The organism is Devosia sp. SD17-2 (genome assembly GCF_029201565.1).
Taxonomy (GTDB): domain Bacteria; phylum Pseudomonadota; class Alphaproteobacteria; order Rhizobiales; family Devosiaceae; genus Devosia.
Genome location: NZ_CP104002.1, coordinates 686521 through 710402, shown reverse-complemented (window position 1 = coordinate 710402; position 23882 = coordinate 686521). Strand labels below are relative to the sequence as shown.

At 63.8% G+C, this 23882-nt stretch carries 21 protein-coding genes; 13 read left to right on the top strand and 8 right to left on the bottom strand.

What is annotated here, in order from left to right:
* Positions 1-4 precede the first annotated feature (4 nt).
* Positions 5-1546: a hypothetical protein gene (locus tag NYQ88_RS03570; protein ID WP_275653602.1), complete on the top strand. Its 1542-nt coding sequence runs from the start codon at positions 5-7 to the stop codon at positions 1544-1546.
* 111 nt (positions 1547-1657) lie between these two features.
* Here the strand turns inward: NYQ88_RS03570 and NYQ88_RS03565 are convergent, their stop codons facing one another.
* Complete coding sequence (locus NYQ88_RS03565) at positions 1658-5170, bottom strand: peptidoglycan-binding protein (protein ID WP_275653601.1); 3513 nt, start codon at positions 5168-5170, stop codon at positions 1658-1660.
* 166 nt (positions 5171-5336) lie between these two features.
* Between NYQ88_RS03565 and NYQ88_RS03560 the strand changes: the two genes are divergently transcribed.
* From NYQ88_RS03560 to NYQ88_RS03545, 4 genes are all read left to right on the top strand, one after another.
* Positions 5337-6017: a response regulator transcription factor gene (locus tag NYQ88_RS03560; RefSeq protein WP_275653600.1), complete on the top strand. Its 681-nt coding sequence runs from the start codon at positions 5337-5339 to the stop codon at positions 6015-6017.
* A gap of 56 nt (positions 6018-6073) precedes the next feature.
* Positions 6074-6472, top strand: coding sequence for a VOC family protein (locus tag NYQ88_RS03555; RefSeq protein WP_275653599.1), 399 nt, complete (start codon positions 6074-6076; stop codon positions 6470-6472).
* 110 nt (positions 6473-6582) lie between these two features.
* The gene (locus NYQ88_RS03550; protein WP_275653598.1) at positions 6583-7509 is read left to right on the top strand and encodes a sulfite exporter TauE/SafE family protein; all 927 of its coding nucleotides are present in this window, start codon (positions 6583-6585) and stop codon (positions 7507-7509) included.
* Positions 7506-8273, top strand: a complete 768-nt coding sequence (locus NYQ88_RS03545; RefSeq protein WP_275653597.1) for a TIGR02186 family protein — start codon at positions 7506-7508, stop codon at positions 8271-8273. The genes NYQ88_RS03550 and NYQ88_RS03545 overlap by 4 nt, the downstream gene beginning before the upstream one ends.
* A 24-nt stretch (positions 8274-8297) precedes the next feature.
* On the opposite strand, the gene pdeM is transcribed toward NYQ88_RS03545, so the two are convergent.
* Positions 8298-9005, bottom strand: a complete 708-nt coding sequence (gene pdeM / locus NYQ88_RS03540) for a ligase-associated DNA damage response endonuclease PdeM (protein ID WP_275653596.1) — start codon at positions 9003-9005, stop codon at positions 8298-8300.
* 174 nt (positions 9006-9179) lie between these two features.
* Here pdeM and NYQ88_RS03535 point away from each other — a divergent pair, with 174 nt between their 5' ends.
* Both NYQ88_RS03535 and NYQ88_RS03530 read left to right on the top strand, forming a co-directional pair.
* The gene (locus NYQ88_RS03535) at positions 9180-9623 is read left to right on the top strand and encodes a sugar dehydrogenase complex small subunit (RefSeq protein WP_275653595.1); all 444 of its coding nucleotides are present in this window, start codon (positions 9180-9182) and stop codon (positions 9621-9623) included.
* Positions 9624-9626: 3 nt separating this feature from the next.
* A complete protein-coding gene (locus NYQ88_RS03530) occupies positions 9627-11246 on the top strand; it encodes a GMC family oxidoreductase (RefSeq protein ID WP_275653594.1) in 1620 nt (539 codons plus the stop codon).
* A 93-nt stretch (positions 11247-11339) separates the two neighbouring features.
* On the opposite strand, the gene NYQ88_RS03525 is transcribed toward NYQ88_RS03530, so the two are convergent.
* Complete coding sequence (locus NYQ88_RS03525) at positions 11340-12281, bottom strand: IS110 family transposase (protein WP_275651579.1); 942 nt, start codon at positions 12279-12281, stop codon at positions 11340-11342.
* Between the two features lie 662 nt (positions 12282-12943).
* Entirely contained in the window at positions 12944-15433 is a 2490-nt protein-coding gene (locus NYQ88_RS03520; protein WP_275653593.1) for a ligase-associated DNA damage response DEXH box helicase, read from the bottom strand.
* A 145-nt stretch (positions 15434-15578) separates the two neighbouring features.
* Between NYQ88_RS03520 and NYQ88_RS03515 the strand changes: the two genes are divergently transcribed.
* From NYQ88_RS03515 to NYQ88_RS03505, 3 genes are all read left to right on the top strand, one after another.
* The gene (locus NYQ88_RS03515) at positions 15579-15866 is read left to right on the top strand and encodes a DUF6460 domain-containing protein (protein ID WP_275653592.1); all 288 of its coding nucleotides are present in this window, start codon (positions 15579-15581) and stop codon (positions 15864-15866) included.
* Positions 15866-16534 (top strand): nucleoside/nucleotide kinase family protein, encoded by a 669-nt coding sequence (locus tag NYQ88_RS03510; protein WP_275653591.1) that lies wholly within the window; start codon positions 15866-15868, stop codon positions 16532-16534. The genes NYQ88_RS03515 and NYQ88_RS03510 overlap by 1 nt, the downstream gene beginning before the upstream one ends.
* Before the next feature lie 88 nt (positions 16535-16622).
* Complete coding sequence (locus NYQ88_RS03505) at positions 16623-17969, top strand: MATE family efflux transporter (RefSeq protein ID WP_275653590.1); 1347 nt, start codon at positions 16623-16625, stop codon at positions 17967-17969.
* A 9-nt stretch (positions 17970-17978) separates the two neighbouring features.
* On the opposite strand, the gene NYQ88_RS03500 is transcribed toward NYQ88_RS03505, so the two are convergent.
* On the bottom strand, positions 17979-19082 hold the full coding sequence (locus NYQ88_RS03500) for a quinone-dependent dihydroorotate dehydrogenase (protein WP_275653589.1): 1104 nt from the start codon (positions 19080-19082) through the stop codon (positions 17979-17981).
* Positions 19079-19438: a DUF952 domain-containing protein gene (locus NYQ88_RS03495; RefSeq protein WP_275653588.1), complete on the bottom strand. Its 360-nt coding sequence runs from the start codon at positions 19436-19438 to the stop codon at positions 19079-19081. Before NYQ88_RS03495 ends, NYQ88_RS03500 begins: the two co-directional genes overlap by 4 nt.
* Positions 19439-19568: 130 nt before the next feature.
* On the opposite strand from NYQ88_RS03495, the gene NYQ88_RS03490 reads away from it, so the two are divergent.
* Both NYQ88_RS03490 and aac(6') read left to right on the top strand, forming a co-directional pair.
* Positions 19569-20222, top strand: coding sequence for a helix-turn-helix transcriptional regulator (locus tag NYQ88_RS03490; protein ID WP_275653587.1), 654 nt, complete (start codon positions 19569-19571; stop codon positions 20220-20222).
* The gene (aac(6'), locus tag NYQ88_RS03485) at positions 20222-20665 is read left to right on the top strand and encodes an aminoglycoside 6'-N-acetyltransferase (protein WP_345774631.1); all 444 of its coding nucleotides are present in this window, start codon (positions 20222-20224) and stop codon (positions 20663-20665) included. The genes NYQ88_RS03490 and aac(6') overlap by 1 nt, the downstream gene beginning before the upstream one ends.
* Before the next feature lie 164 nt (positions 20666-20829).
* Here aac(6') and NYQ88_RS03480 read toward each other — a convergent pair whose 3' ends face one another.
* Positions 20830-22476 (bottom strand): lysine--tRNA ligase, encoded by a 1647-nt coding sequence (locus NYQ88_RS03480; RefSeq protein ID WP_275653586.1) that lies wholly within the window; start codon positions 22474-22476, stop codon positions 20830-20832.
* A 140-nt stretch (positions 22477-22616) separates the two neighbouring features.
* Here NYQ88_RS03480 and NYQ88_RS03475 point away from each other — a divergent pair, with 140 nt between their 5' ends.
* Complete coding sequence (locus NYQ88_RS03475) at positions 22617-23030, top strand: tellurite resistance TerB family protein (RefSeq protein ID WP_275653585.1); 414 nt, start codon at positions 22617-22619, stop codon at positions 23028-23030.
* Here the strand turns inward: NYQ88_RS03475 and NYQ88_RS03470 are convergent.
* Positions 23027-23821, bottom strand: a complete 795-nt coding sequence (locus NYQ88_RS03470) for a transporter substrate-binding domain-containing protein (protein ID WP_275653584.1) — start codon at positions 23819-23821, stop codon at positions 23027-23029. The two genes, NYQ88_RS03475 and NYQ88_RS03470, sit on opposite strands and share 4 nt — an antisense overlap.
* Between the last annotated feature and the right edge of the window lie 61 nt (positions 23822-23882).

Genomic DNA, 23882 nt, shown 5'->3' with positions numbered 1-23882 from the left:
TGCAATGACACTTCGTGGTCCAGAAGCCCTAGCCAGTCTCGAAGAGGCCATGCGCGACATTCGCCGTGAGGAAGACGAGATTTCCAAGCGCCTGGCGCGCTCGTCCGAACGCATCGCCAAGATCAAGGAAAGCGAGGCGGAACTGTTCCGTCAGCTCGCCCGGCTCAAACTCGACCCGTCGGTGCAGCCCGAGCTGGACGGTAGCCTGTCCTCGGCCGAGCTGCGGGCGCGTGAAACGCTCAAGGGTCACGCCAAAAACGTCGAGAAGGCCGAGCGCGCCATCGCCGAACTGGAAGCGGAACGCACCAGCCTCGTCGAACAGCGCAATAGCGCCCTCACGCGCCTGACCGAGCGACAGGAAGCCCTCAAGGCGCTGGACAGCCAGCAGAGCGCCCGTCTTCAGGCCGATCCCGAATATCTGGCCCTGCGCCGCACCGCCGAAGAAATGGGCGAGATTGCCGAGCAGTCCATCCGCAAGACCGAGATGGCCGAGACTGATCGCGAACAGAAGGGCAAGCCCTACCGCGACGATCCGCTGTTCATGTATCTGTGGGACGCCGGCTACGGCACCTCCAGCTATCGCGCCAATAATCTCGTCCGCTTCTTTGACGGCATGGTTGCGCGCCTCGTGGACTACCACAAGGCGCGGCCGAACTATGCCATGCTCAACGAACTGCCCCTGCGCCTGCGCGAACATGCCGAGCGCCAGGAAGAGAACGCTCAGGCCGCCGAAGCCCGGCTCGAAACCTGGCGCGAGACTGCTGTGGACGAGGCCGGCGGCAAGCCGCTGCGCGACGAGATCACCCGCATCCAGGCCGACATTGAACAGGTCGACGCCGGGATCGTCACCATCGAGGACCGTCGGGACGCCGCTGCTCAGGCTCTGCAGGATCTCGCCGAAGGGCGCGACCCGGCTTTCCATACCGCCACCACAGAACTGGCCGCCGCCCTCGAGCGGGAGGACCTCAAGACCCTCCTTGCCGAGGCGCGCCGCACCCGCACCAGCCAGGATGACACGATCATCGCCCAGATCGACGAGGCCCGGGCGCGCATGCGCGAGGAAGACGGTGAGACCCGCGAGCAGCGTGATCGCCTGAAAATCCTCGCCGCCCGCCGTCGCGAGCTCGAAGACATCCAGTGGGAATTCAAGAAGCAGCGGTTCGACGATCCCCGCTCGAGTTTCCGCGAAGACAAGCTCGTGGGTGATCTGCTCAATGATTTCCTGCGCGGCGGCATTTCTGCGTCCAGCTACTGGGATCACTGGCGTCGCAGCCAGGATTGGGCCGTCGGCGGCAGCCAGAGCGCCAATACCGGCTCGCGCCGCCCCTCCAAGGCCTCCCCCTGGGCCGACGGTGGCGCCAGCACTTTCCCCTGGCCAGACAGCAGCTTTGGCGGCGGCTCTTCGCGCAAGAGCAAGCCCTCCGGCGGCTTTGGTGGCGGCTGGGGCGGCAGCTCCGGCAATAGCGGCGGCGGCTTCTCCCGCCCCCGCACCGGCAGCTCCGGCACGCGAAAGCACACCGGCTTCAAGACCGGCGGCGGCTTTTAGGGCTTGGTGCGGCACACCATGCCGCAGACATTGGCCGCTTGCCTCGACTGAAAATTAAAAGGGCTCCCCGGATTTCCGCCGGGGATCCCTTTTGTATTCTATACCGCCGGATCAGACCGGCTGGCTGCCCAGTACGGCGAGGAGGCGCGGGTTGATCACGCCGCTCTCGGTCATGCCTGTGCCACGCTCGAAGGCGCGGATGGCTTCGGCGGTCTTGCGCCCGGCAACGCCGTCCGGCTTGCCAACGTCAAAGCCGAGCTTGTTGAGGGCCTGCTGCACACGCGTCGTCACATCCGGAGCGACAATGGCATCGCCCGGGTTGAACTCGGCCATCCAGGTCCCGATCGGGGCGAAATTGACGTCCAGCGCCACGGGCTTGATCGTCCAGGCAGAAATCTCATTGCCCAGGCGGCTCACGGCTTCGGCGGTCAGCGACTTGGCAATGTCGTCCCGCGCCTGGGCAGCGTCCTTATCGCCGCTCATTGCTGCAAGCGAGAACCATTTGTAGGACTGCTCGAAATCCTGATCGACCCCGAGGCCGCGGGCATAGAGCATGCCTAGGTTGAACTGGCTGTCGGTCATGCCGAAGGCTGCCGCTTCGGAGAACCACTGCGCCGCCGCTTCGAACTGCTGCTCGCCAAGAAGCCCACCGGCGTAGAGCGCGGCAAGATTGTGCATGGCCATGCGGTTGCCCGCTTCAGCAGCGCGCTGATACCAGAGCCGCGCCTTTTCGAGGTCCTTCTCGACACCGGTGCCGGCCTCAAAGAGATTGCCCAGACGGTATTGGGCGGGCGCAAAACCCTGCGCTGCGGAACGCTCGTACCAGCGTGCGGCCTCTTCGAGGTCCTGGGGCACTGCGCGGCCTTCGGTGAAGATGGCAGCCACTTCGAACTGGGCGCGAGGATCGCCACCGGCCGCAGCCTCTCGCAATTCCAGCGGCCCCACGCCTTCGGCGGGAAGATCAAAGCTTGCGACGACCGCTTCCGCGACGGGCTCGGCGGTCAAACCTGTCGACGCCAGCGCGAGGCGTTCCTCGGCGCTCGGAGCCGACAACAGTGCCGGCATGGGCGGCGCAATCGGGTCCCTGGAGAAACTGGCGGGCGCCGGATTGATCGAGCCGACCGTGGTGGCATCGATCATGTCGATGATGCGCGGCGCAACCAGCGACTGGTCGTCCGAGGGTGCGGGATTGACCGGCGCGACCGCTTCGGGCGCCGCTTCTGCCACAGGCATCGTCGCGCTACGCTGGCCCACGGTGCGCTGGAGCACGAGGTTCAATGTCAGGAGCGACACGGCAACAAGCGCCGCGGCGAGCAGGAGTGGCCGGCGGTGACGCTGCAGGAACCCGGGCTGGCCCGCGTCGATAGCTTCGATGTCGTCTTCGGCCGTCGTGTCCGCCATCGGCTCATCCGCAGCGATGATTGGCGCGCGCCGAGACTTCTTTAGCGCAGCGGGCTTTTCGACCGGCGCCTCTGCGACGGGTGCCAGCTCATCCTGCGCTTCGGTCTTGGCGGCCGGACGCACGCGGGCGAGCGCCCTGCTGATCAGCGAGCTGGCAGGGGTATCGACGACAGTCTGCTCCTGGCGGGCGCGCTGGGCACGACGGGCAGCGGCAACGAAAGTGCTGGTATTGCTGACCGGTGTTTCCACGGCGGGCGCGGCCGCTGCAGCCATTGCCGGGGCAAAAGGCTCTTTTTCACTGAGCGCAAAGCTCGATTGCGGGCGTGGCGGGCGCTCGACCAGATTGGGATCAAACTGCATGCGCCCGGGCTCTTCGGGCTTCTTCTCGGCCGGTATATTCCGTGCGACCGGCGCCGACACAACAGCGGGGCGCGCAGGAATATCCTTGAAACCCTTGTCGATCAGCGGCGCTTCTTCTGCCGGATTGTCCGGCATGGCGTCGCTGGGGCCACTCGACAGGCGCGACAGGATATTATCGAGGCGCAGGCCATCGTCCTGCGGCATCTGGAACGGTTCGACCTCTTCCCGCGCAACGATGGGAGCAGCCATGGCAGCGGCGGGTGCTGTCGGAGTTGCAGCCGGAGCTGCGCGCGAGGCGAGAGCGGCTTCAAGCCGCGTCAGCCGCTCGGCCGTGTCCCGGCCTGCAGTGTTGAGCAGGGCCGTCATGCGCTTTTCCAGCGCATCCATGCTGGTGCCGTCCATGCCGCTGGCCGGACCGCGCGCCTGGGCGACGGCGAGGGAGGTCTTTTCGGCGACGATATCGGCGAGTGTCTCGATATCGGGCTGCTTGTTGACCGAACGGACGAGCGTCGAAATGCGGTCTTCGATGCTCTTGAGGCTCTCCGGTCCAAACATCGCGACCGGTGCCGGCGCCTTGCGCGTCACGGCATCGCTGGTGCGCTCGGCCACCATGGTGGCCAGCGATTCGAAGTCGGAGCGTTCGCTGGCGTCATGATAGAGCCGCGCGAGCCCATCGAGCTGTTCGCCTGCCTCGTCCATGCGCGACATCAGCTGCTTGAGCTGGCCTTCGACAGCACTGGTATCGACCGGCGCCATGCGATCGCTGAGCGCCTCGATCCTGCTCTCGATGCGGACGAAGCGGGGCTCCATGCCCTGCAGCACGGCCTGCTGCAGACCGACGATCTCGTCCTTCAGCGCCAGCACATCGCCATTGCCGCTATCGACGCCGTCCATGCGCGCGACGAGGGCTTCTACCCGGTCGACCAGAATATCGGGCGAACCGGTCTGATCCTTCATTGCCTGGGTGAAGGCGGCCATTTCACTGGTCAGCCGCTCGAAATCGCCCGAGGACAGCGCCAGGCTCTTTTCGATGGCGTCGATGCGGTCATAAACGCTGCGCACGCTGTCTTCGATGGCGTGCATGACAGGCTCGAGCTTGGCCACGCCCTTGCCCTTGGGCGCGGCGTCGTCGCGCTCCTGGCGGACAATCTCGCGCTCCATCTGCTGGGCCTGCAATTCGGCAAGCTTGCCCACCGTGGCGGACACATCGTCGAGGCGCGCATTGATCGCGCCCAGATCGACCTGGGCACCCTTTTCGATCATCGCGCCGAGCCCGGCAATCTGGGCTTCGAGGCGCTTGACCTGGCCGGTTTCACCAACGGCCCCGGCGAGAAGCTCGACCACCTGGGTCAGCTGCTCGACCTGGCTGGCGACTTCCATCACCTGGGTGGAATTGCCGCGCTGCTGGCGCAGATCGCCTTCAAGCCGTCCCAGCCGGTCGCTGATGCCATGGACAAGGCCGCTCAATTCGCGGAACTCTGGGGTCTCGGACGGGCGGCGATCGAGCGCGGAAATGGATGCTGCGCCCTGACGGCTGCGGATTTCGGCGATGGCCGAGGTCAGTGCGTCGTCATCGTCATCGTGCCGGTCGTCGCGCGGGCTGAACCGATCGACAGCGCGCTTGACCGTGCGCAAGGCTTCGCGGCGGCGCAGCGCCGGTTCGGGCGCCTCGACCTGACCGCGGAGATATCGAACCCGCTGCGACAATCCGCCAAGGGCACTTTCATCGCCCGCCGGACGGGCGAAACGGCTTTCAACCTGATCGAGCAGGGCGACCAATTCGCCACGCAATGCCTGCCACTCCCCGCCATTGGCTTTACGGGGCGTGTCAGCATAATCCGAATGAGGATAAGCGCGGGCCATGTTCAGTCCCTGTCAAATCTAGACATCTCCCTCGCGATGCATCACGAAGGTCTAGCGGCCACTCTTGAGAAAACATGGTAAAGAACCCGTTAAGGATTGCCGCAATATGCAAGTGCGCTGGCCGTGAATCAGTGATTTTCGTGCGGTCTGGTGTTTTTTGGAGAGTATGAGGCTCATGACACGTCGACGTATCATCATCGTGGATGACCACCCGCTGTTCCGGGCTGCCCTGCGCCAGACCCTTGCCGTGGGCGACGCGACAGTCAATGTGGAGGAAGCCGGGGATCTCGCCAACCTCAGTGCTTCACTGGACGCCGAACGCGATTGCGATCTCGTGCTGCTCGATCTCAACATGCCCGGCGTACGGGGCTTTTCGGGCCTCCTGCTGCTGCGCGCCCAATACCCCGACATTCCGGTGATGATCATTTCGGCCGTGGAAGACGCCACCGTCATCCGCCGCGCTTTCGAGCTTGGCGCCTCCGGCTATCTCCATAAATCCGAAGGCCCGACCGAAATCCGCCGCGCTATCGAAACGGTTCTGGCCGGCGAAGTGTTCGTTCCCAAGGGTACGACACTGGGCGCCGAAGACGAGCAATCGGCGCTGATGAAGCGTCTTGCCACCCTCACTCCGCAGCAGGTTCGCGTGCTGATGATGCTCAGCGACGGACTTATGAACAAGCAAATCGCCTTTGAGCTGACAATTTCCGAAGCCACCGTGAAGGCCCATGTTTCGGCGATTCTGCAGAAGCTCGACGTCGACAGCCGCACCCAGGCGGTGATCGCCGCATCCCGCATCGAGGATGGCCAGTTTGAAGCCCTGTTTGCGACCGGCGGCGAAAAGTCCTAGCCTGTCCGTCAGTTGAGCGATTTGCCGCCGCGCGTGGCCAGCAGCAAGAGGTGGCCATGAAGCCCAAGATTTCCATCATCACCATCGGCGTCGATGAACTCGAACGCGCCTTTGTCTTTTACCGTGCCCTGTTCGAGATCTCCGACGAACAGATCGGCGCTGGCGAAGACCATGTTGCCTTCTTCTTCGACGAGGATTTTTCCTTCGTTCTGTTCCCGCGCGAGCAGATTGCCCAGACGGCGGGTAAGCCGGAAGCGCTTGAGGGCACGCCGGGCTTCGTTCTCAGCCATCGCGCCGAATCGCCCGAGGCAGTCGACGCCATTCTTGAGCGCGTCCTCATCGCTGGCGGCAGCATCATTACTCCCGGCACGGAATCGGAATGGGGCTATTCGGCCTATTTCGAGGACACCGAGGGCAATATCTGGGAATTGATGGCGACCCCGACGCAGAATTGATCTCGCTCGAGCCGCCCGTATCAGGCGCCAGGTGCCAATCTTGACCTCTTGTTGACAGTCTCGTCGCTAGAATAGGCCCAGTTCGCCTATTCTATACGGGACCCAGGGTCTTGCAGGTCTATCTGCCGATCGCCGAGCTTTCCGTGAACCTCTTCTTTCTCGTGGGGATCGGAGGGGCGGTTGGCTTTTTGTCTGGGCTGTTCGGCGTCGGCGGCGGCTTCCTTCTCACCCCGCTCCTGATTTTCTCCGGCGTGCCGACATCGGTGGCCGTCGCCTCGGTTACCGGCCAGGTGGTGGCTGCCTCGACCTCGGGCGCGCTCAGCCATTATCGGCGTGGCGGCATTGATCTCCACCTTGCCATGTATCTGGTGCTCTCCGGTATTCTGGGGGCATTTGGCGGCGTCGCGGCCTTTTCCCTGCTCCGCCAGGCTGGCCAACTCGATCTCGTCATCGCCCTCGGCTTCCTGATTTTGCTGGGTTTTGTCGGCATATTGATGCTGCAGGAGGCGGTGCGCGCCATCCTCAAGCAGCGTCAGGGCATCGTTGTGCGCGAGCGCATGCCGCACCAGCACAGCTGGATCCATGGCCTGCCTTGGCGGGTCCGGTTCAAGAAGAGCCGGCTCTATATTTCCGTCCTGCCGGTCCTCGCCATTGGCCTCTTCATCGGCTTTGTCGGCTCGCTCCTTGGCATTGGCGGCGGTTTCATCATGGTCCCGGCGCTGGTTTATCTCCTCCGTGTGCCCGGAAATGTGGTGATCGGCACTTCGCTGGCACAGGTCGTGGCGATGATGGCAGCAACGACCATCCTCCATGCCGTCCAGAGCCAGAGCGTTGATATTCTTCTCGCTTTTTGCCTGATGGTGGGCGGGACGGCGGGCGCCCAGTTTGGCGCAGCCGCCGGAAAGCACCTGCGCGGGGAGCAACTGCGGGGCCTGCTTGCCCTCCTCGTCCTGGCCGTCGCCATCCGCTTCGGCTTGTCGCTGGTCCTCACGCCATCAGACGTCTTCTCCATGGCCGTATCGGGCGCCATGCGATGAGCAGGCTCCTTGTTTTCATTGGGATTTTACTCACCTTCCTTGCGCCCGCCCATGCGCAGAACGCTCGGCTGGTCTCGACCCTCTCGAACGAAACCATCGAAATCACCTCCAGCTTTGATGGTGAGCGCATGACCTTCTTCGGCAATATCGCGCCGGAGGCCGGTTCGGGTCAGCGCTTTGTCGATGGACCGTTCCACGTCATCGTCGTTATTCTCGGCCCCACCCAGGACCGGGTGGCGCGTGAAATGACCCATAATTTCGGCATCTGGCTCAACACCGACGAAGTGGTTTTTCCGAGGTTTCCCAGCTACTTCCACGTGCTTTCGAGCGGGCGGCTGCGCGAAGTTTCCGATGTGGCGACCCTCAATGCCAATTTCATCCTGCCCGAGGCCCATGTCATCGCGCCCAATGCGGCGGGATGGTGGAAGACCCTGGTGTTCGGGCGAGAACTGATCCGCCTGATGACGCAGGAGAAACTCTTCGGGGTGCAGGAAAACGGCGTTAACTTCCTGTCGGACACATTTTATTCGGCCCAGCTGATCCTGCCCAGCAATGCCCCGCCGGGCCCCTATATCGCCCAGACCTACGTGTTCAAGAACGGCGAGATCATCGCCCGCAAGTCCGAGGGCTTTGCCGTGCGCAAGATCGGGTTTGAGCGGTTCCTGGCGCAATCGGCGACGCAATATCCGCTGCTTTATGGCATCTGCTGCGTCATTCTCGCGCTGTTCACCGGCTGGCTCGGCGGCGTTTTATTCAGGCGCTGAAGGCGCTTGGCGGACTTATCCCGCTTACCCTGCAATCAGGCGACGCGGCGATACCGGATAGGTGCGCTCTCTCCCCAGCATGGTCACTTCGAGCGCGGGCCAGTTTAACAGGCCCGCAAAGGCCGGGGCCAAGATATTGAGCGCCCCGGTGGACGTGCCATAAGCGGGCAGGATCATCAGCCTGTTGTCATGCACAAAGCAGGGTTTCCGCGTTGTGCGGCCGTTGATCAGAAGCCGCGCGGCAGGGTGAAGATGGCCTGAAATCAAACCCTTGGCGCCCTTTTGCGGCTCATGGGTGAGGGTGAGACCATCGAGTTCCAGTTCGGGGAGGCAGACCCCGCCAATGTCGTGCGGATGAGGATCGTGATTGCCCGACAGCCAGACGCAATCGAGCGTTTCCGTGATCGCCTGGAGGCGCATCCGGTCCGAATTGGTTAGCAGACTGCTAGCATCTGGGCGGTGAAAACTGTCCCCCAGTGACACAAGGCGCTGCGCCCGCGTGCGCCTGAGATCGGTTTCAAGCCGGGCGAGGGTTTGGCCAGTGTCATAGGGCGGCAGCATCTGACCCTTGCGGGCAAAGCTCGCCATCTTTTCGAAATGGAGATCGGCGACCAGCAGCGTCTGGCGCGCGTGCCAATAGAGCCCGCCCGAGGCCAGGGGTTCAAAATTATGTCCGGCAAAGCGCAAGATCGGTGTCTCCGTGATCTCGGCTCTCTGAAACGAATAGTTCAATCGCGCCCGCGCCTGTCTGGGTGGATTTGAGCAGTGTTTGCGCTTCTAGCAGATTCGCCATTTGTTCTTAAGAGGCCCGATGGTCGCGGGCAAGGAAAGGCGACCGATCAGATCAACCTGTTTTAAACCGCTCGCGCCTAATGCTTTTCGTCATAATTTCCAAAGGAGGCCAGGATGAGGAACGAAACGCAGGGAGGCTTGTCGCGGCGACAACTGCTGGCGTGGACTGGCGGAACGGCGCTTGCGCTTGTCCTGGGCGGACGGGCGAGTGCGGCAACCTCCGCAAGTCTCGACGATTTCATGGCCCTCTCGGCCCGGCTGCTCGACACACCGGCTTCGTCCCTCTCTCCGGGCTTTGGAGAGGGCTATTTCAACGCCCTGATCTCCCGCGGATTTGGCGATGCGCTGGCCGGTCTGCGAGACGGCAGCCCCGCTAGCGACCTCGAATCCAGCATCCTGGGCAATTGGTACACCGGCGTCGCTGAGATCGCGAGTGGCGAAGAGGTCGTCACCTATCCCGAAGCCATGATGTGGAACGCGCTCGATTTCACCAAACCGATGGGCTGGTGCGGCGGCGAAACCGGCTATTGGGCAGATGCGCCCGAAGGGGAGGCATAAGCCATGACCGACATTACTGCAGACGTGATCATTGTCGGCTCCGGTGTGGCCGGGGCCCTGATTGCCGACCAGCTGGCTGGCGAAGGCGTCAGCGTTGCCATTCTTGAGGCCGGCGATCCGGTCGACCGGTTCGACGCCGTCGACACCTTCCATGCCGCCGTGATCAAGACGCCGGAATCGGCCTATCCGGTCGGCCCGGATGTCGACCATCCCCTCAGCTGGGATATGGACTATTATTACCGGCAAATCGGTCCGGCAAAGTTCAAAAGCACCTATGTCAAAGTCGTGGGCGGCACCACCTGGCACTGGCTGGGCACCGCCATCCGCATGTCGCCCGAGGATTTCCGCCTCAAGAGCACTTTTGGGCGCGGCGAGGACTGGCCACTGAGCTATGACGAGCTCGAGCCATATTATGCCCGCGCCGAAGAAGAGCTTGGCGTCTCCGGCGCAGAGGGCTCGCCGCCCTCGGCCCCGCGCTCGACCGATTTCCCCATGTCGCCCATTCCGCTCACCTATCTCGACAAGAAATTTGCCGAGAAGCTGGCCGGCACGCCCTATGTGGTGTCGCCCACCCCACAGGCGCGTAACTCGGTTGATCACGACGATCGCCCGGCCTGTTGCGGCAGCGGCAGCTGCATTCCGGTCTGCCCGGTGCAGGCCAAATATGACGCCACCGTCCATGTCGACCGCGCGGTGAGCAAGGGCGCCACGCTCCATTCCGCCACCACCGTCACTCGCGTCGAGACCGGCGCCGACGGCAAAATTTCGGGCGTGGAATTCACCCGCCGCGACGGCACGAAAGGCCGCGCCACCGGAAAACTCTATGTCATCGCCGCCCATGCGATGGAAACGCCGCGCCTGCTCCTGGCCTCGGCCGGTGAGCACGCGCCCAATGGCGTCGCCAACAGCTCCGATCAGGTGGGCCGCAATCTCATGGACCACCCCAGCCAGCTGAGCTGGGCCAAGAGCATCGAGCCGGTCTGGCCCTATCGCGGCCCGCTCTCGACCTCGGGCATTGAAAATCTCAGCGTCGGTGATTTCCGCGGCGAACGCGGTGCCTTCCGCATCGAGATCGGCAATGACGGCCACAGCTGGCCGACAGGTGCGCCGCTGAGCACGGCCCAGGAGCTGATTGCCCAGGGGCTGCGCGGCGCCGAGCTGGACAATGCGCTGAAGCATCAGGCGGCCCGCCATGTGCGCATGGCCGCGCTGGTGGAGCAGCTCCCCGATCCGGAAAACCGCATCACCCTGCACCCCACGGAAAAGGACCGCTACGGCGTCCCCCTGCCCCAGATCCACTACAGCATTGATGACTATGCCAAGGCCGGGCTTGAAGCCGCCGCCAAGGCGCATGACGAAATCTTCGCCGCGCTGGGCACCGAAAACGTCCACCACGACCACGACTTCAATGGCTCGGGCCACATCATCGGCACCTGCCGCATGGGCGATGATCCGGCGACCTCGGTGGTCAACGCCGACCTGCTCAGCCACGACCACGACAATCTCTACATTGCCGGCTCGTCGGTGTTTCCGACCTCGGCCACGGCCAACCCGACGCTGACCATCGCCGCGCTGAGTTTGAGGGCGGCCGAGGGGATGTTGCGGGAGTTGAAGGGGGAATAGGGGACATCAAAACCGTGACTGTCGTCACCACCCGGCTTGTCCGGGTGATCCAGTTTCGAAGAGATGGATTGCCCGGACAAGCAACCGTGGACATCACTGTTGGAATGCCGGTTCCTGTCGGGCGATGGCGTTGAGGATTGTGATGAGTTTTCTCACCGTTGCGATCATGGCGAGTTTGAAGGGTTTTCCGCGCAGGCGCAGTCTTTGATAGAAGCCGCCGAGAACGGGGTCTTTCACCTTGATGGCGCTGAGCACGGCCATGTAGGCGATATCGCGCAGATGTTTTCGTCCGCCAAGACAGCGGCCGTTGCGATCCGATGCGCCCGATTGGCGGGCATAAGGGGCAACGCCGATGAGTGCTGCGGCCACCTTGGCGGAGACCTTGCCGAGCTCGGGCATGTCGGCCAGTAAGGCGATCGCCAGAACCGGACCGACGCCGGTCACCTGCCGCAGCCGCGCCTGGCGCTGCTGGAGCTGGCGATTGTCGGCGAGAAGGGCAGTGATGGCCGCTTCGATGCGTTTGATCTCCAGGGCGATGGCCGCCAGACGCTCCTCGATCAGGCTGCGCACAAGCGGCTCGTCGATGGTATCGAGCTGACTGACAAGGCCGCTCTTTTCCGCAACGATCCGCCGCCGATGGGCTGTGAACGCGCTCAGCCTTTGTCGGATCGGATCAGACACATAAGGGGTCAAGCTGGCGCGCACGGCCTGCAGATAACGCGCGATCAGAGCGGCATCGATCTTGTCGGTTTTGGCCAATTGGCCGATACCCCGCGCGTAACTGCGGATCCGCGCCGGGGCTAGAACATGCACTTCAAGGCCAGCGGCATGCAGGCTCTCGGCCACGCGGGCTTCATAGCCTCCCGAGGCTTCGAGCCCGATGGCCAACGGCCCCAGTCTGGCCAGGCGCTGCGTCAGCTCGGCGAGCGCCTCCGGTCCAGTGCTGCAACGCCAGGATTTGCCAGCGGGATGGGTATGAACGTCCAGATGCGTCTTGGAAACGTCGATGCCAACGAAGAGGGTGTCGTGTATCATGACCTTGCTCCCAGGCTTGTGGTGCGGGCAACAGCCCGATCAACCGTTCGGGGTCAAAGGGAGCAGACAGGGCCTTGCTCGTCCTCGGCTGTGACAAACCAGCCGGACAAAACGGCCTCCTGACTGCATCAGCCGGGATGCGCAACCCGGCTGATGCCACCACTAAAGCACAGATCCTCCACACAAGCCGGGCAATGACGATGGAGGGTGCGGGGGATACCCCCACCTAACCTCCCCCTGATAGGGGGAGGGACGCATGGAGGGTGGAGGCACTTTCTCCCCAAAGGCACAGACGTATCGGGGATGGGCGCGGTATCGTCACACGCACAGACCTGCCCCTCCCCCTATCAGGGGGAGGTTGGGTGGGGGTGTGCTCGGGCAATTTTCGTGGCCTCCCCCCTCCCTACCCTCCCCCCCCAGGGGGAGGGTGAGATCGCGTGTTTGGAGAGGGTTGTGATGGAGCCGGGGGAAAAAGCTCGATGCTTCCCCCACCACGGCAGACACCCTCCCCCTTGAGGGGAGGGTTGGGGAGGGGGAACTCTTATGCCCGATCTCCCCCACCCAGCGCCGCTACGGCCTGACGGCCTAGCTTTGCTGCCCTCCCCACAAGGGGGAGGGAGGGCATCGGAGCCCAGAACCAAAAATCCAAAAATCCCAAAAAATCAAAAAACCTCGCCCATGGATTCGCGCAGGAGCTCGTCTGCCGCTTCGGCCATGGCGCTTTCGCGGGCTTCGCCGAAGATGGGCTCCTTGCCGATGTCGAGCAGGATGGGCACGGCGAGTGGGGAGATGCGTTCGAGGGGTTTGTGGACGATGTGGGTGCGGACGCGGGCGAGCATCTGGCCGAGGCGTTCGATGTCGAGGAGGCCCCGCGCGGCGTCGCGGCGGGTGGCTTCGATGAGGATATGGTCGGGCTCGTGCTGATAGAGCACGTCGTAGATGAGATCCGAACTCATGGTGATCTGGCGACCGGTCTTTTCCTTGCCGGGGTGACGGCGCTCGATGAGGCCGGCGATGATGGCGCAATTGCGGAAGGTGCGCTTCATCAGGGCCGATTCATCGAGCCAGGATTCCAGATCATCGCCCAGCATGTCCTCGTCGAACAGTTCATCGAGCGATAGCCTGCCGGTGCGGATGAGGGCCGAGAGATCGCCGACGCCCCAGATGGCGAGGGAATATTCGGAGGCGACAAAGCCGAGCGGGCCGGCGCGCATGCGCTCAAGCCGACGGGTGAGCAGCATGCCCAGGGTCTGATGCGCGAGCCGCCCCTCGAAGGGGTAGCAGACAAGGAAATGATTGGCCCCGCGCGCAAAGGTTTCAACGAGCAGGCTGTCGCGGCGCGGCAGAACGGAGAAATCGCGCTGGAGGCGCAGCCAGTCGGCCACCTGATCGGGCAGTTTGTGCCATTCGGAGGGGCTGTCCATGATGCGGCGCACGCGCTCGGCCAGATAGGTCGAGAGCGGAAAGCGCCCGCCCATATAGCTCGGGATCTTCGGGTCCTTGGCGAAAGCGCGGGAGACGAAGGCCTCATTGTCCTTCATGCCCTCGAAGGCGACGATTTCGCCGCCAAAGACAAAAGTATCGCCGGGGGTGAGGGTGCCGAAGAAATATTCCTCCATTTCCCCCAGCACCCGTCCGCCCGCGCCGATCGGGCCGGTGGTGCGGCCGCGTTTCTCGGCCTTGCTGCGGATGAGGCGGACGCGGACCATGGGCTCTTCGACAATGGTGCCGATATTGAGCCGGTATTGCTGGGCCACCTGCGGATGGGCGATGCGCCAGAGCCCGTCCTCGGTCTGGCGCAGTTTTGCGTAGCGCTCATAGGCGCGCAGGGCATAGCCCCCGGTGGCGACGAAATCGAGAATGCGGTCGAATTTTTCGCGGGAGAGATCGCGATAGGGCCAGGCGCGGATCACCTCGGCATAGAGATCGTCGGCAGCAAAGGGTTCGGCGCAGGCCATGCCCAGCACATGCTGGGCGAGCACGTCATAGCCGCCGGGCAGGGGGTCTTCGCTATCCTGCTGGCCCTCGGCCACCGCCTCGACGGCCGCCTCGCATTCGAGCACTTCGAAGCGATTGGAGGGCACGAGCAGCGCCTTTGACGGATCATCGAGCCGGTGATTGGCGCGGCCGATGCGCTGCAGCATGCGCGAGGAGCCTTTGGGTGCGCCGACCTGCACGACGAGATCGACATCGCCCCAGTCGATGCCGAGATCGAGGGTCGAGGTGCAGACGACGGCCTTCAAATTGCCCGAGGCCATCGCGGCCTCAACCTTGCGGCGCTGCTCCACCGAGAGCGAGCCGTGATGGAGCGCAATGGGCAGCATGTCGTCATTGATGTTCCAGAGACCCTGGAACAGCATTTCGGCCTGGGAGCGCGTGTTGACGAAGAGCAGCGTGGTCTTGTGGCGCTTGATGATCTCGTAGAGTTCATGGTGGGCATAGATGGCCGAATGGCCGGCCCAGGGCAGGCGCTCCTCGGTCTCAAGGATAGCCAGCTTCGGCCGCGCGCCGCCGACCATGTGGAGGAGATCGGTGCGCCGCTGCGGCAGCGGCTCGGCGATCCAGTCGCGGAGAATTTCGGGCTGGGCGATGGTGGCCGAAAGCGCGGTGATGCGCAGATCGGGCGCCATGCGCGCCAGCCGGGCGAGGCCGAGGGCTAGAAGATCGCCACGCTTTGAGGCGACAAGGGAGTGGAGTTCGTCGAGCACCACGCGCTTGAGCGCGCCGAACATCAGCTCGGCCTTGGGATGGGAAATCAGCAGCGCCAATTGCTCGGGCGTGGTCAGCAGCACATGCGGAGGCCGCGTGCGCTGGCGGGCGCGTTTGGATGCAGGGGTGTCGCCGGTGCGCGCCTCAACGCGGATGGGCAGGCCCATTTCGGCGATGGGGGTGGAAAGATTGCGCTCCACGTCGACGGCCAGCGCCTTCAGCGGCGAGAGATAGAGCGTGTGCAGCCCCTCAAAATTGCCGTCGACGAGATCGGTGAGCGTGGGGAGGAAACCGGCCAGCGTCTTGCCCGCCCCAGTGGGGGCAATCAGCAATTGGCCCGCGCCGGACTGATAGGAAGCCAGCACATCCAGCTGATGCTGACGCGGCGCCCAGCCGCGGGAGGAGAACCAGTTTTCGATGATGGGGGGCAGGTTGACGGACAAGTTCACCTCCATCGAGCCTCGCCCTTGAAGGGGAAGGAACTTGGGGTGGGGAATGAGCCTGCACGGAAATCTGACACAGAGCACCTAACGAAAAGCCGCAAACAGCCTATATGATGGACCGGACCCTGCCAAACGGAGCGGCGTGATGACAGAAGACTACAGGCCCGAAGAGCGTTCCCCGCTCGAAAAACTAATGGGCGGCAGGCCGTTCTGGGTGGTCGTCAAACTCGCCCTCGTGTCGCTCTTTGTCGGCTTCGTCATGTCGGTGTTCGGCTTCAACGCCGTTGACCTCGTCAATGGGGCGATCGATCTGGTGCGCGAAGCCATTCGCGATGGCGCGGGCCTCTTCCGGCAGATGGGCGCCTATGTGCTGGCCGGTGCCGCCATTGTCGTGCCGGTGTGGCTGCTGATGCGCCTCAGCCGGAGGCGGTAATGGCCGACACCATCGCGCTGACGCCGCAGGAAGCCTTGGCGCGACTGGTGCCACATATCCTTGAGATGGAAAGCGCGGCCGGTGGCGAGCGCATCGCCATCGGCCTTGCCGGTGGGCCGGGCTCGGGCAAGTCGACCATGGCGGCTGAAATCGTCGCCATGCTCAATGCGGTCAAACCCGGCAGCGCGGCGCTGGTGCCGATGGACGGCTTCCACATGAAGCACGCCAAAATCGAAGCCATGGGCCAGGCCGACTACAAGGGCGGCCCCCACACTTTTGAGGGCGCCGCCTTTGTCAGCTTTTTGCACCACCTCAAACACGCCACCGAGCCGGTAAGCGGGCCGGGCTATTCCCGAAAAATCGAGGACGTCGTCGAAAACGCCTTTACCGTCCAGCCCGAGGCAAAGGTGCTGGTGGTCGAGGGTAATTATCTGCTGCTGACCGAGGGGCCTTGGGCGGGGGTAAAATCCCTGCTCGATTATGCGGTGTTCCTTGATGTGCCACGCGACGTGGTGGAAGCCCGGCTGCTCAAGCGGCACGGCGAAGAGGGCCTTTTCACAGAAGAGCGCAACCGCGCCCATATCGCCCGCAATGATCTGCCCAATTACGATCTCGTCGCCGGATCGAAGGATCGGGCGGATGTGATTTTTCAGATGGTGGAGGGGTAAGGCCCGCGGCGTTCGGCCCTGAGCCATCCCTAGCGGTCTGCGCAAGAACCTTGCTATAAAGCCGCGTCCGCCCGCCTAGAGTCCCGCCATGACTGCCCGCCCCCAGCATCCGTTTCAGGTGCGCTCCGCCGATGTGTGGAAGATCGCCCTGCCCGCGTCCATCGCCTTCATCACTGAGCCCATGGTCGGCCTTGTCGATATCGCCGTGATCGGGCGGCTGGGCGATGCCGCCCTGCTCGGCGGGCTGGTGCTCGGTGCGCTGGTGTTCGACGTGCTGTTTTCGATGGCCTATTTCCTGCGCATCGGCACGGCCGGGCTGGTCGCTCAGGCAATCGGCGCCAAAGACCCGCGCGATGGCCTCCTCCATGTCAGCCGGGCGCTGGTGATCGGCGTCATCATCGGCATTGCCATGATCCTCCTCTCCACGCCCATTCTCTGGGTGGCCGTGAAATTCCTTGCGCCAGAGGCCGGGGTCGAAGCGGCACTGGGCGATTATCTCTATTGGCGCATCTGGGCCGCACCCTTTGCGCTCATCAATTATTCCCTGCTCGGCTGGTTTTATGGGCGCGCTGCTGCCAAGACCGGCATGATGCTGCAGCTCTTGCTGCATCTTATCGACATTGCGCTCTCGATCTGGTTCGTCCACGGCCTCGGCTGGGGCGTGCCCGGCGCCGCCTTCGGCACCGTGATCGCCCAGGGCGTGGCGGCCATTGCCGGCCTTGTCCGGCTCGCCGGGCACTATGGCGGCCTGCCTGCCTTGCTCCGCAAGATCGCCCCCGGCGAACTGCGCGACACAGCTGCGGTCACCCGCATGTTCGGGCTCAGCCGCGATATCATGATCCGCTCGCTGGCGCTGATGGGGGCCTATGCCTGGTTTGCCGCGCAGGGCTCGCGCATGGGCGAGGTGGCGCTGGCCGCCAATGCCGTGCTGCTCAACCTGCTCATGGTGGTGGCCTTCTTCCTCGACGGCATCGCCCAGGCGGCTGAGCAACTGACCGGCAAGGCGGTGGGCGCAAACTGGCGGCCGGCCTTTGACCGGGCCTATGGGCTCTCCATGCTCTGGGGCCTCGTCATCGCGCTGGGGTTGGGTCTGGCCTGGTATCTCGCCGGCCCCTGGGTCATCGGCTTCATGACCACGAGCCCGGAGGTCCAGGACTATGCGCTGACCTATCTGCCGATCGCGGCGGCCTGCACGCTCGTCTTCATGCCGGCCTTTGTCTATGACGGCATTCTCATCGGCACCACGCAGAACGTCATCATGCGCAATGGCATGATCGTCTCGCTGGTCGTGTTCCTCGCCGCCGCCCTCATTCTCCAGCCAATGCTCGGCAATTGGGGGCTCTGGGCGGCGCTCCACCTCTGGTTCATGGCCCGCGGGCTGATCTACTGGCGGGCGCTGGAGCGGCGGCGAGAAAGCCTGTTCTCGCCCGCCTGAGTTGTCAGCCTATGGCCGGCCTGAGGCCCAGTCGCTGACCTTGGTCCCAACGAGCTGGGAAATATTGGTCTTGCCCTCTGCGCGCACCGCGGAGACCAGCCCGCTCTTGATGGTCTCGAGCAGGTCGAACCCGCCAAACACCAGCGCCGAATAAAGCTGGATGGCGTTGGCGCCTGCTTCGAATTTGGCGAGTGCGGACTCTGCCGAGTGGATGCCGCCAACCCCGATAATCGGCAGGCCGCCGACGCGCTGGCGCACCTGCGCCAGCTTTTGCGTCGAAAGATCGAACAGCGGCTTTCCCGAGAGCCCGCCTGTTTCATTGGCGTTTTCCAGCCCCACCACCGCATCGCGCGAAATCGTGGTGTTCGACACGATGAGCCCGTCCAGATCGCTGTCGAGCACGACGCGGGCGATGGAATCGAGCCCGGCTTCATCGAGATCGGGCGCGATCTTGAGGAACACCGGCACACGCGTCTTGGCCTTGGCGCGCGCCACCAGCACTTCGCCCAAGAGGCGCCGCAGCGCCTCATCGGCCTGGAGGTTGCGCAGGCCCGGCGTATTGGGCGAGGAGATATTGACCGTGAGATAATCTGCCAGATCGGCAAAGCGGTTTACGCCCAGCACATAGTCGGCGACGAAATCCTCGCTGTCCTTGTTGGCCCCGATATTGACGCCCAGCGCCGCTGGTACGCGCAGCCCCTTGAGGCGCTCGAAAGCGGCCTCATGACCCTCGTTGTTAAACCCCATGCGATTGACGACGCCATCGGCCGCCATGATGCGGAAGAGGCGCGGCTTGGCATTGCCCGCCTGCGGGCGCGGCGTCACCGTGCCGATTTCGACCATGCCAAAACCGAGCAGCGCCAGCTGGCGCGGCACTTCGGCGTTCTTGTCGAAGCCGGCCGCCATGCCGACCGGATTCTTGAGATTGAGCCCGGCGAGCGTCGTTGCGAGCTCTGGCGCATCCATGCCGTCCTGCTGCGGGGAGAGGCCCAGCCGCAGCGCGGTGATCGTGGCGCCATGGGCCGTCTCGGCATCCATGCGCAGCAGCGAGTCACGGGTGAGATTGGCGACGCCCGGCAGACGCAGGAGGGGAGCAAAGGCAGACAGGATCATTTGACATCACCGGGCAGAGTGCAGGAGCCATCGGCGGCGACGCTGATCGGCGCCTCCCAGACGATGGAGGCGAGCGCGAGCGGACCGCCGTAATAATGGGGAAAGAGTTCACCCCCGCGCGAGGGCTCCCAGACAACATCGGCGCCCAGATCATCCGTGCGGACCGCCAGAAGAACCAGATCGGACTGGCCGGCAAAATGGAGGCGCAAGGTTTCGGCCAGCTGGAAAGCGGTCGAAAAATGCATGTAGCCATCCTGGGCATCGATGGGCATGCCATTGAACTGCCCGGAAAGGCGTGCCGGGGCAAAGGCCGATGCGGTGGCGATCTTGTAGATGAATTCTGGTGCTGTCGACATAGCGGGAACCTAGTCCTGCCGCCGCGTGGCCGCAAGCGGCGGATGCGCTCTTTACACGAGGGGGAGCGGGGACTAGATTAGGACAACATTCCCCTCAAGAAGACAAATTTCCTTTCGGATTTGCCTCGGCATGCTTTCACACCGCTCCATCTGGGATGGCATTGACTCCCTTGCACGCCGCCACGGCGTGTCGGTGTCCGCGCTCGCCAAGCTGGCCGGGCTTGATGCCACCGCGTTCAATCTCTCCAAGCGCGTCAGCAAGGACGGGCGCGAGCGCTGGCCCTCGACCGAGAGCATTTCAAAAATTCTTGATGCCACCGGGGAAAATTTCGACAGTTTTCTCAGCGGCACAGGCGCCTTCATGTCAGGCGGCAATGGCCTCTCCGAACCAAGCCGCCCGGCCACTGTGCCGTTGCTTGGCCTCGCCCAGGCAGGCGCCGGCGGCTTTTTCGACAGCGCCGGCTTTCCGGCCGGACAAGGCTGGGACGAGGTTGCGCTCCCCTCCCCGGTCGATCCCGGCATTTATGCGCTCGAAGTGCAGGGCGACAGCATGGAGCCGCTTTATCGCGAGGGCGACCGGATCGTGGTCTCGCCCACCGAACAGGTGCGCCGCGGCGACCGCGTCGTGGTCCGCACGCGCGATGGCGAGGTGATGGCGAAAATTCTCGCGCGCCAGACCGCCAAGCAGATCGAATTGCACTCGCTCAACCCCGCCTATGAACCCCGCTTCATCGATCTCGTCGACGTCGAATGGATGGCGCGCATCATCTGGGCCAGCCAGTGATAATCGTTCCGCTCGCCCAAGCCGATCGTGCGGACTGGCTAGAGTTGCGGATGGCGCTTTGGGCCGACACCAGCCGGGAGGAGCACAAAGCAGAAATCTCTGAGGCGCTTGCGCGCAGCGGCAAGGGGCTCAACATCATCGCCAGAGGACCGGACGGCGCCGCCCTCGGCTTTGCCGAAGCCAGCCTGCGCCAGGATTTCGTCAACGGCACCGACACCAGCCCCGTCGCGTTTCTTGAAGGCATTTTCGTTGTGCCCCACGCCCGCAGGCAGGGCGTCGCCCGGGCTCTGGTCGCCGCCACGGAAGACTGGGCCCGCCAGATGGGCTGCACCGAATTCGCCTCCGACGCGCTCCTTGAGAACACCGAGAGCCACCAGATGCACGCCGCCCTCGGCTTTGAAGAAACCGAGCGCGTGGTGTTTTTCAGGAAGGTGCTGGGCTGAGAGGAAGCGGTGGAGCCCGGAGGCTGGTGCTCAACCTACCCCCGCCCGGCCTCCCCCTGATAGGGGGAGGTTGGGTGGGGGTTGTTTTTTCCCGTCCACCGGCACCAACATACAAAAAAGGCCCCGCAGCACTGCGGAGCCCAAAATCGTAAAAACCCGAAAAATCAGCCCTTCAAAAACTCGCCGGCGAGAGCCCTGGCGATGAGCTTGCGGGTATTCTCGATGCCGTAGAGCGCGGCGAAGGAGCCGAAGCGGGGGCCGCGTTCCTGGCCGATGAGCACCTGGTAAAGCATCTGGAAGAACTCGCCGGACACGCCCGGGCCGCCATTGGGGCTCTTCTTGGTGTGGTCCTGATAGCGCTCAAACGTGCGCGCCACGTCGAGGGCCGCGTTCTGGATGTCCTCATTGCTCGACTTCGCTGGCAGTTCGCCGAAGGCAGCCGAGAGGGCTTCGAGCGCAGCGCGTTCTTCGTCGTCCGGCGCGCGATAGGTCTTTTCCACGAAGTCGCGGAAATAGCGCATGGCATAGCCGACCAGCGCATCGAGCTGGGGATGGGTCGCGGCCGATACACCCGGCGCATAGGCCGAGATATAGCCCCACATGACTTCCGGTGTTTCCGGATTGGACGCCGTGGCGAGGTTAAGCAGCAGGCCGAAGGTGATCGGCATGTCGACCTTGGGCACGTCACCGAAGTGGACGTGGAAAGCCGGATTTTCGACGCGTGCGGGCGCTTCCTGCTTTGCGAAGGCAGCGACATGGGCGAAATATTCGTCGACGGCGCGCGGGATGACATCGAAATGCAGACGCTTGGCGACGCGCGGCTTCTGGAACATGTAGAGCCCGAGGCTCTCCGTCGGCGCATAGGTCAGCCATTCGTCGATCGTCAGGCCATTGCCCTTCGATTTGGAGATCTTCTGGCCTTCGCTGTCGAGGAACAGCTCATAGACATAATGCTCGGGCGGGGTGCCGCCGAGGATCGCGCAAATCTTGTCGTAGATATGCTGATTGGTCTGGTGGTCCTTGCCGAACATTTCAAAGTCGACGCCCAGAGCCGCCCAGCGCATGCCGAAATCGGGCTTCCACTGCAGCTTCACATGGCCGCCGGTGACCGGGACGGTGGTGTCGCGACCATCTTCGTCGGTGAAGGTGACGGTACCGTCCTTGGCGTTGACTTCCTTCATCGGCACGTAGAGCACGCGGCCCGAAATCGGCGAGATCGGCAGGAACGGCGAATAGGTCGCCTGGCGTTCGGCACCGAGCGTGGGCAGCATCACGTCCATGATGTCCTGATAGCGCTCGGCAGCGCGCAGCAGCACGGTGTCGAACTTGCCCGAGCGATAGTAATCGGTGGCGCTGGCAAACTCGTAGTCGAACCCGAAGGTATCGAGGAACCGGCGGAGCATGGCGTTATTGTGATGGCCAAAGCTCTCGTATTCATTGGTCCACGGATCGGGCACCGAGGTCAGCGGCTTTTGCAGATGCGGCTCCATCGCCTCCTTGGAGGGGACAGTGTCCGGGATCTTGCGCATGCCGTCGAGATCGTCCGAGAAGCACAGCAACCGGGTCGGGATCTGGTCACGGGTCAGCAGGCGGAAGGCCGTGCGCACCATGGTGGTGCGGGCCACTTCGCCGAAAGTGCCGATATGAGGCAGGCCCGAGGGACCATAGCCGGTCTCGAACAGGGCCTCGCCCTTCCCCGACTTTTCCAGCCGTTTGACGATCTTGCGCGCTTCTTCGAAGGGCCAGGCGCGCGCGGTCTGCGCGGGCTCAAAGAAGGATGGATCGAGGGCGGGCAAAGCGGCAGACGACACTGGGTGCAGCCTTTCTGGAGGGCAGAAGAAAACAAGGACTGGTGTGTTACATTCCCATCAGCCCGCGTCAATGACGCAGGTGGTTGCACCATCGCCATACTGCGCCTAGCTAATGTCGAGATTTTCATCCGGAACCTGCCATGACCGCACAGATCCACGACGCCCTGATCGATTTGATGATCGTCGCCGCCTCCTCCGACAGTGTAATGACCGAGCGCGAGCTGGTGCGCATCAAGGCGCTGATCGACCGGCTGCCCGTGTTCCAAGGGTTTGATGGCGATCGTCTCGGAGACGTCGCCAATGATTGCGCCGACCGGCTGAACGGAGACCATGGCCTCGACGGCGTTCTCGACGCGGCCATCGCAGCCCTGCCCGAAAAGCTCCACGACACCGCCTATGCGCTGGCCGTGGAAGTCACCGCGGTCGATCTGCGGCTCGAGCAGGAAGAACTGCGCTTCCTCGAAATGCTGCGCGACGGGCTCAGCCTTGACCGGCTCACCACCGCCGCCATCGAAGTCGCCGCCCGCGCGCGGCACCGTCGCATCCCGACCTAGTAGAACCCCACCGGGAACCAGCGCAGGTAAAGCTCGTCGAGCGTGCCATTGGTCTTGAGCCGCACCAGCGCCCAGTCGATAACGTGGCGCACGGCGTCCTGCCCGGCAGGCACGGCGATGGTCAGCCCATCGCCAAATAGGGCGGGGCGAAAATAGGCCTCGCCGGCGAAACCGCAGCAGGCGAGATTTTCATTGAGCCAGAACGCCGCGCGCAGCCCATCGCCGAAATAGGCTGCGGCGTCTCCGGTGCGGACCGCTTCGAGCGCCTCGATCTCGGTGTCGAAAGGCTTCGTCTCGACGCCGGGGAGGTAGCGCGCCATGAAGTCGGCGTGGCTCGATGAGGCGCGGACAGACACAGTTTTTCCGCGCAGCGCCTCGGGCGAAAAGCCGGCGATCGCCTCGGCGCGCGTAACAAAACGCCCGGGCAGCGACAGATAGGTCGAGGAAAAATCGAACCGCTCGCCGTTTTCCGGCGTGATGGCGAGGCCGGCGATCAGCGCATCGCCCTGATTGTCTGCCAGCGCATTGGCCGCCTGGTCCCAGGGCCAGGCCTGCAGCGTGCAGGCGACATTGACCTCGGCACAGATGCGCCGCGCCAGATCGACATTGAACCCGATCAGCTCACCGCTCTCATCGCGGAAATTGAAGGGCGGGAAATCGGCCGTCGTCAGAAACCGGATGGCCGGCACCGCCCCCTGCAGCGGCAGGATTTCGCGCGCGTCCGGATCGGCGTGATAGGGCAGATTTTGCGCGAAGGCGGGGGTGATGGAGAAAAGGATGGTGGCGAGCATCGCCAACACACCAGCAAACACCCCCCTTCTGGCCTCCCCCGCAAGGGGGGAGGTGCCGCCG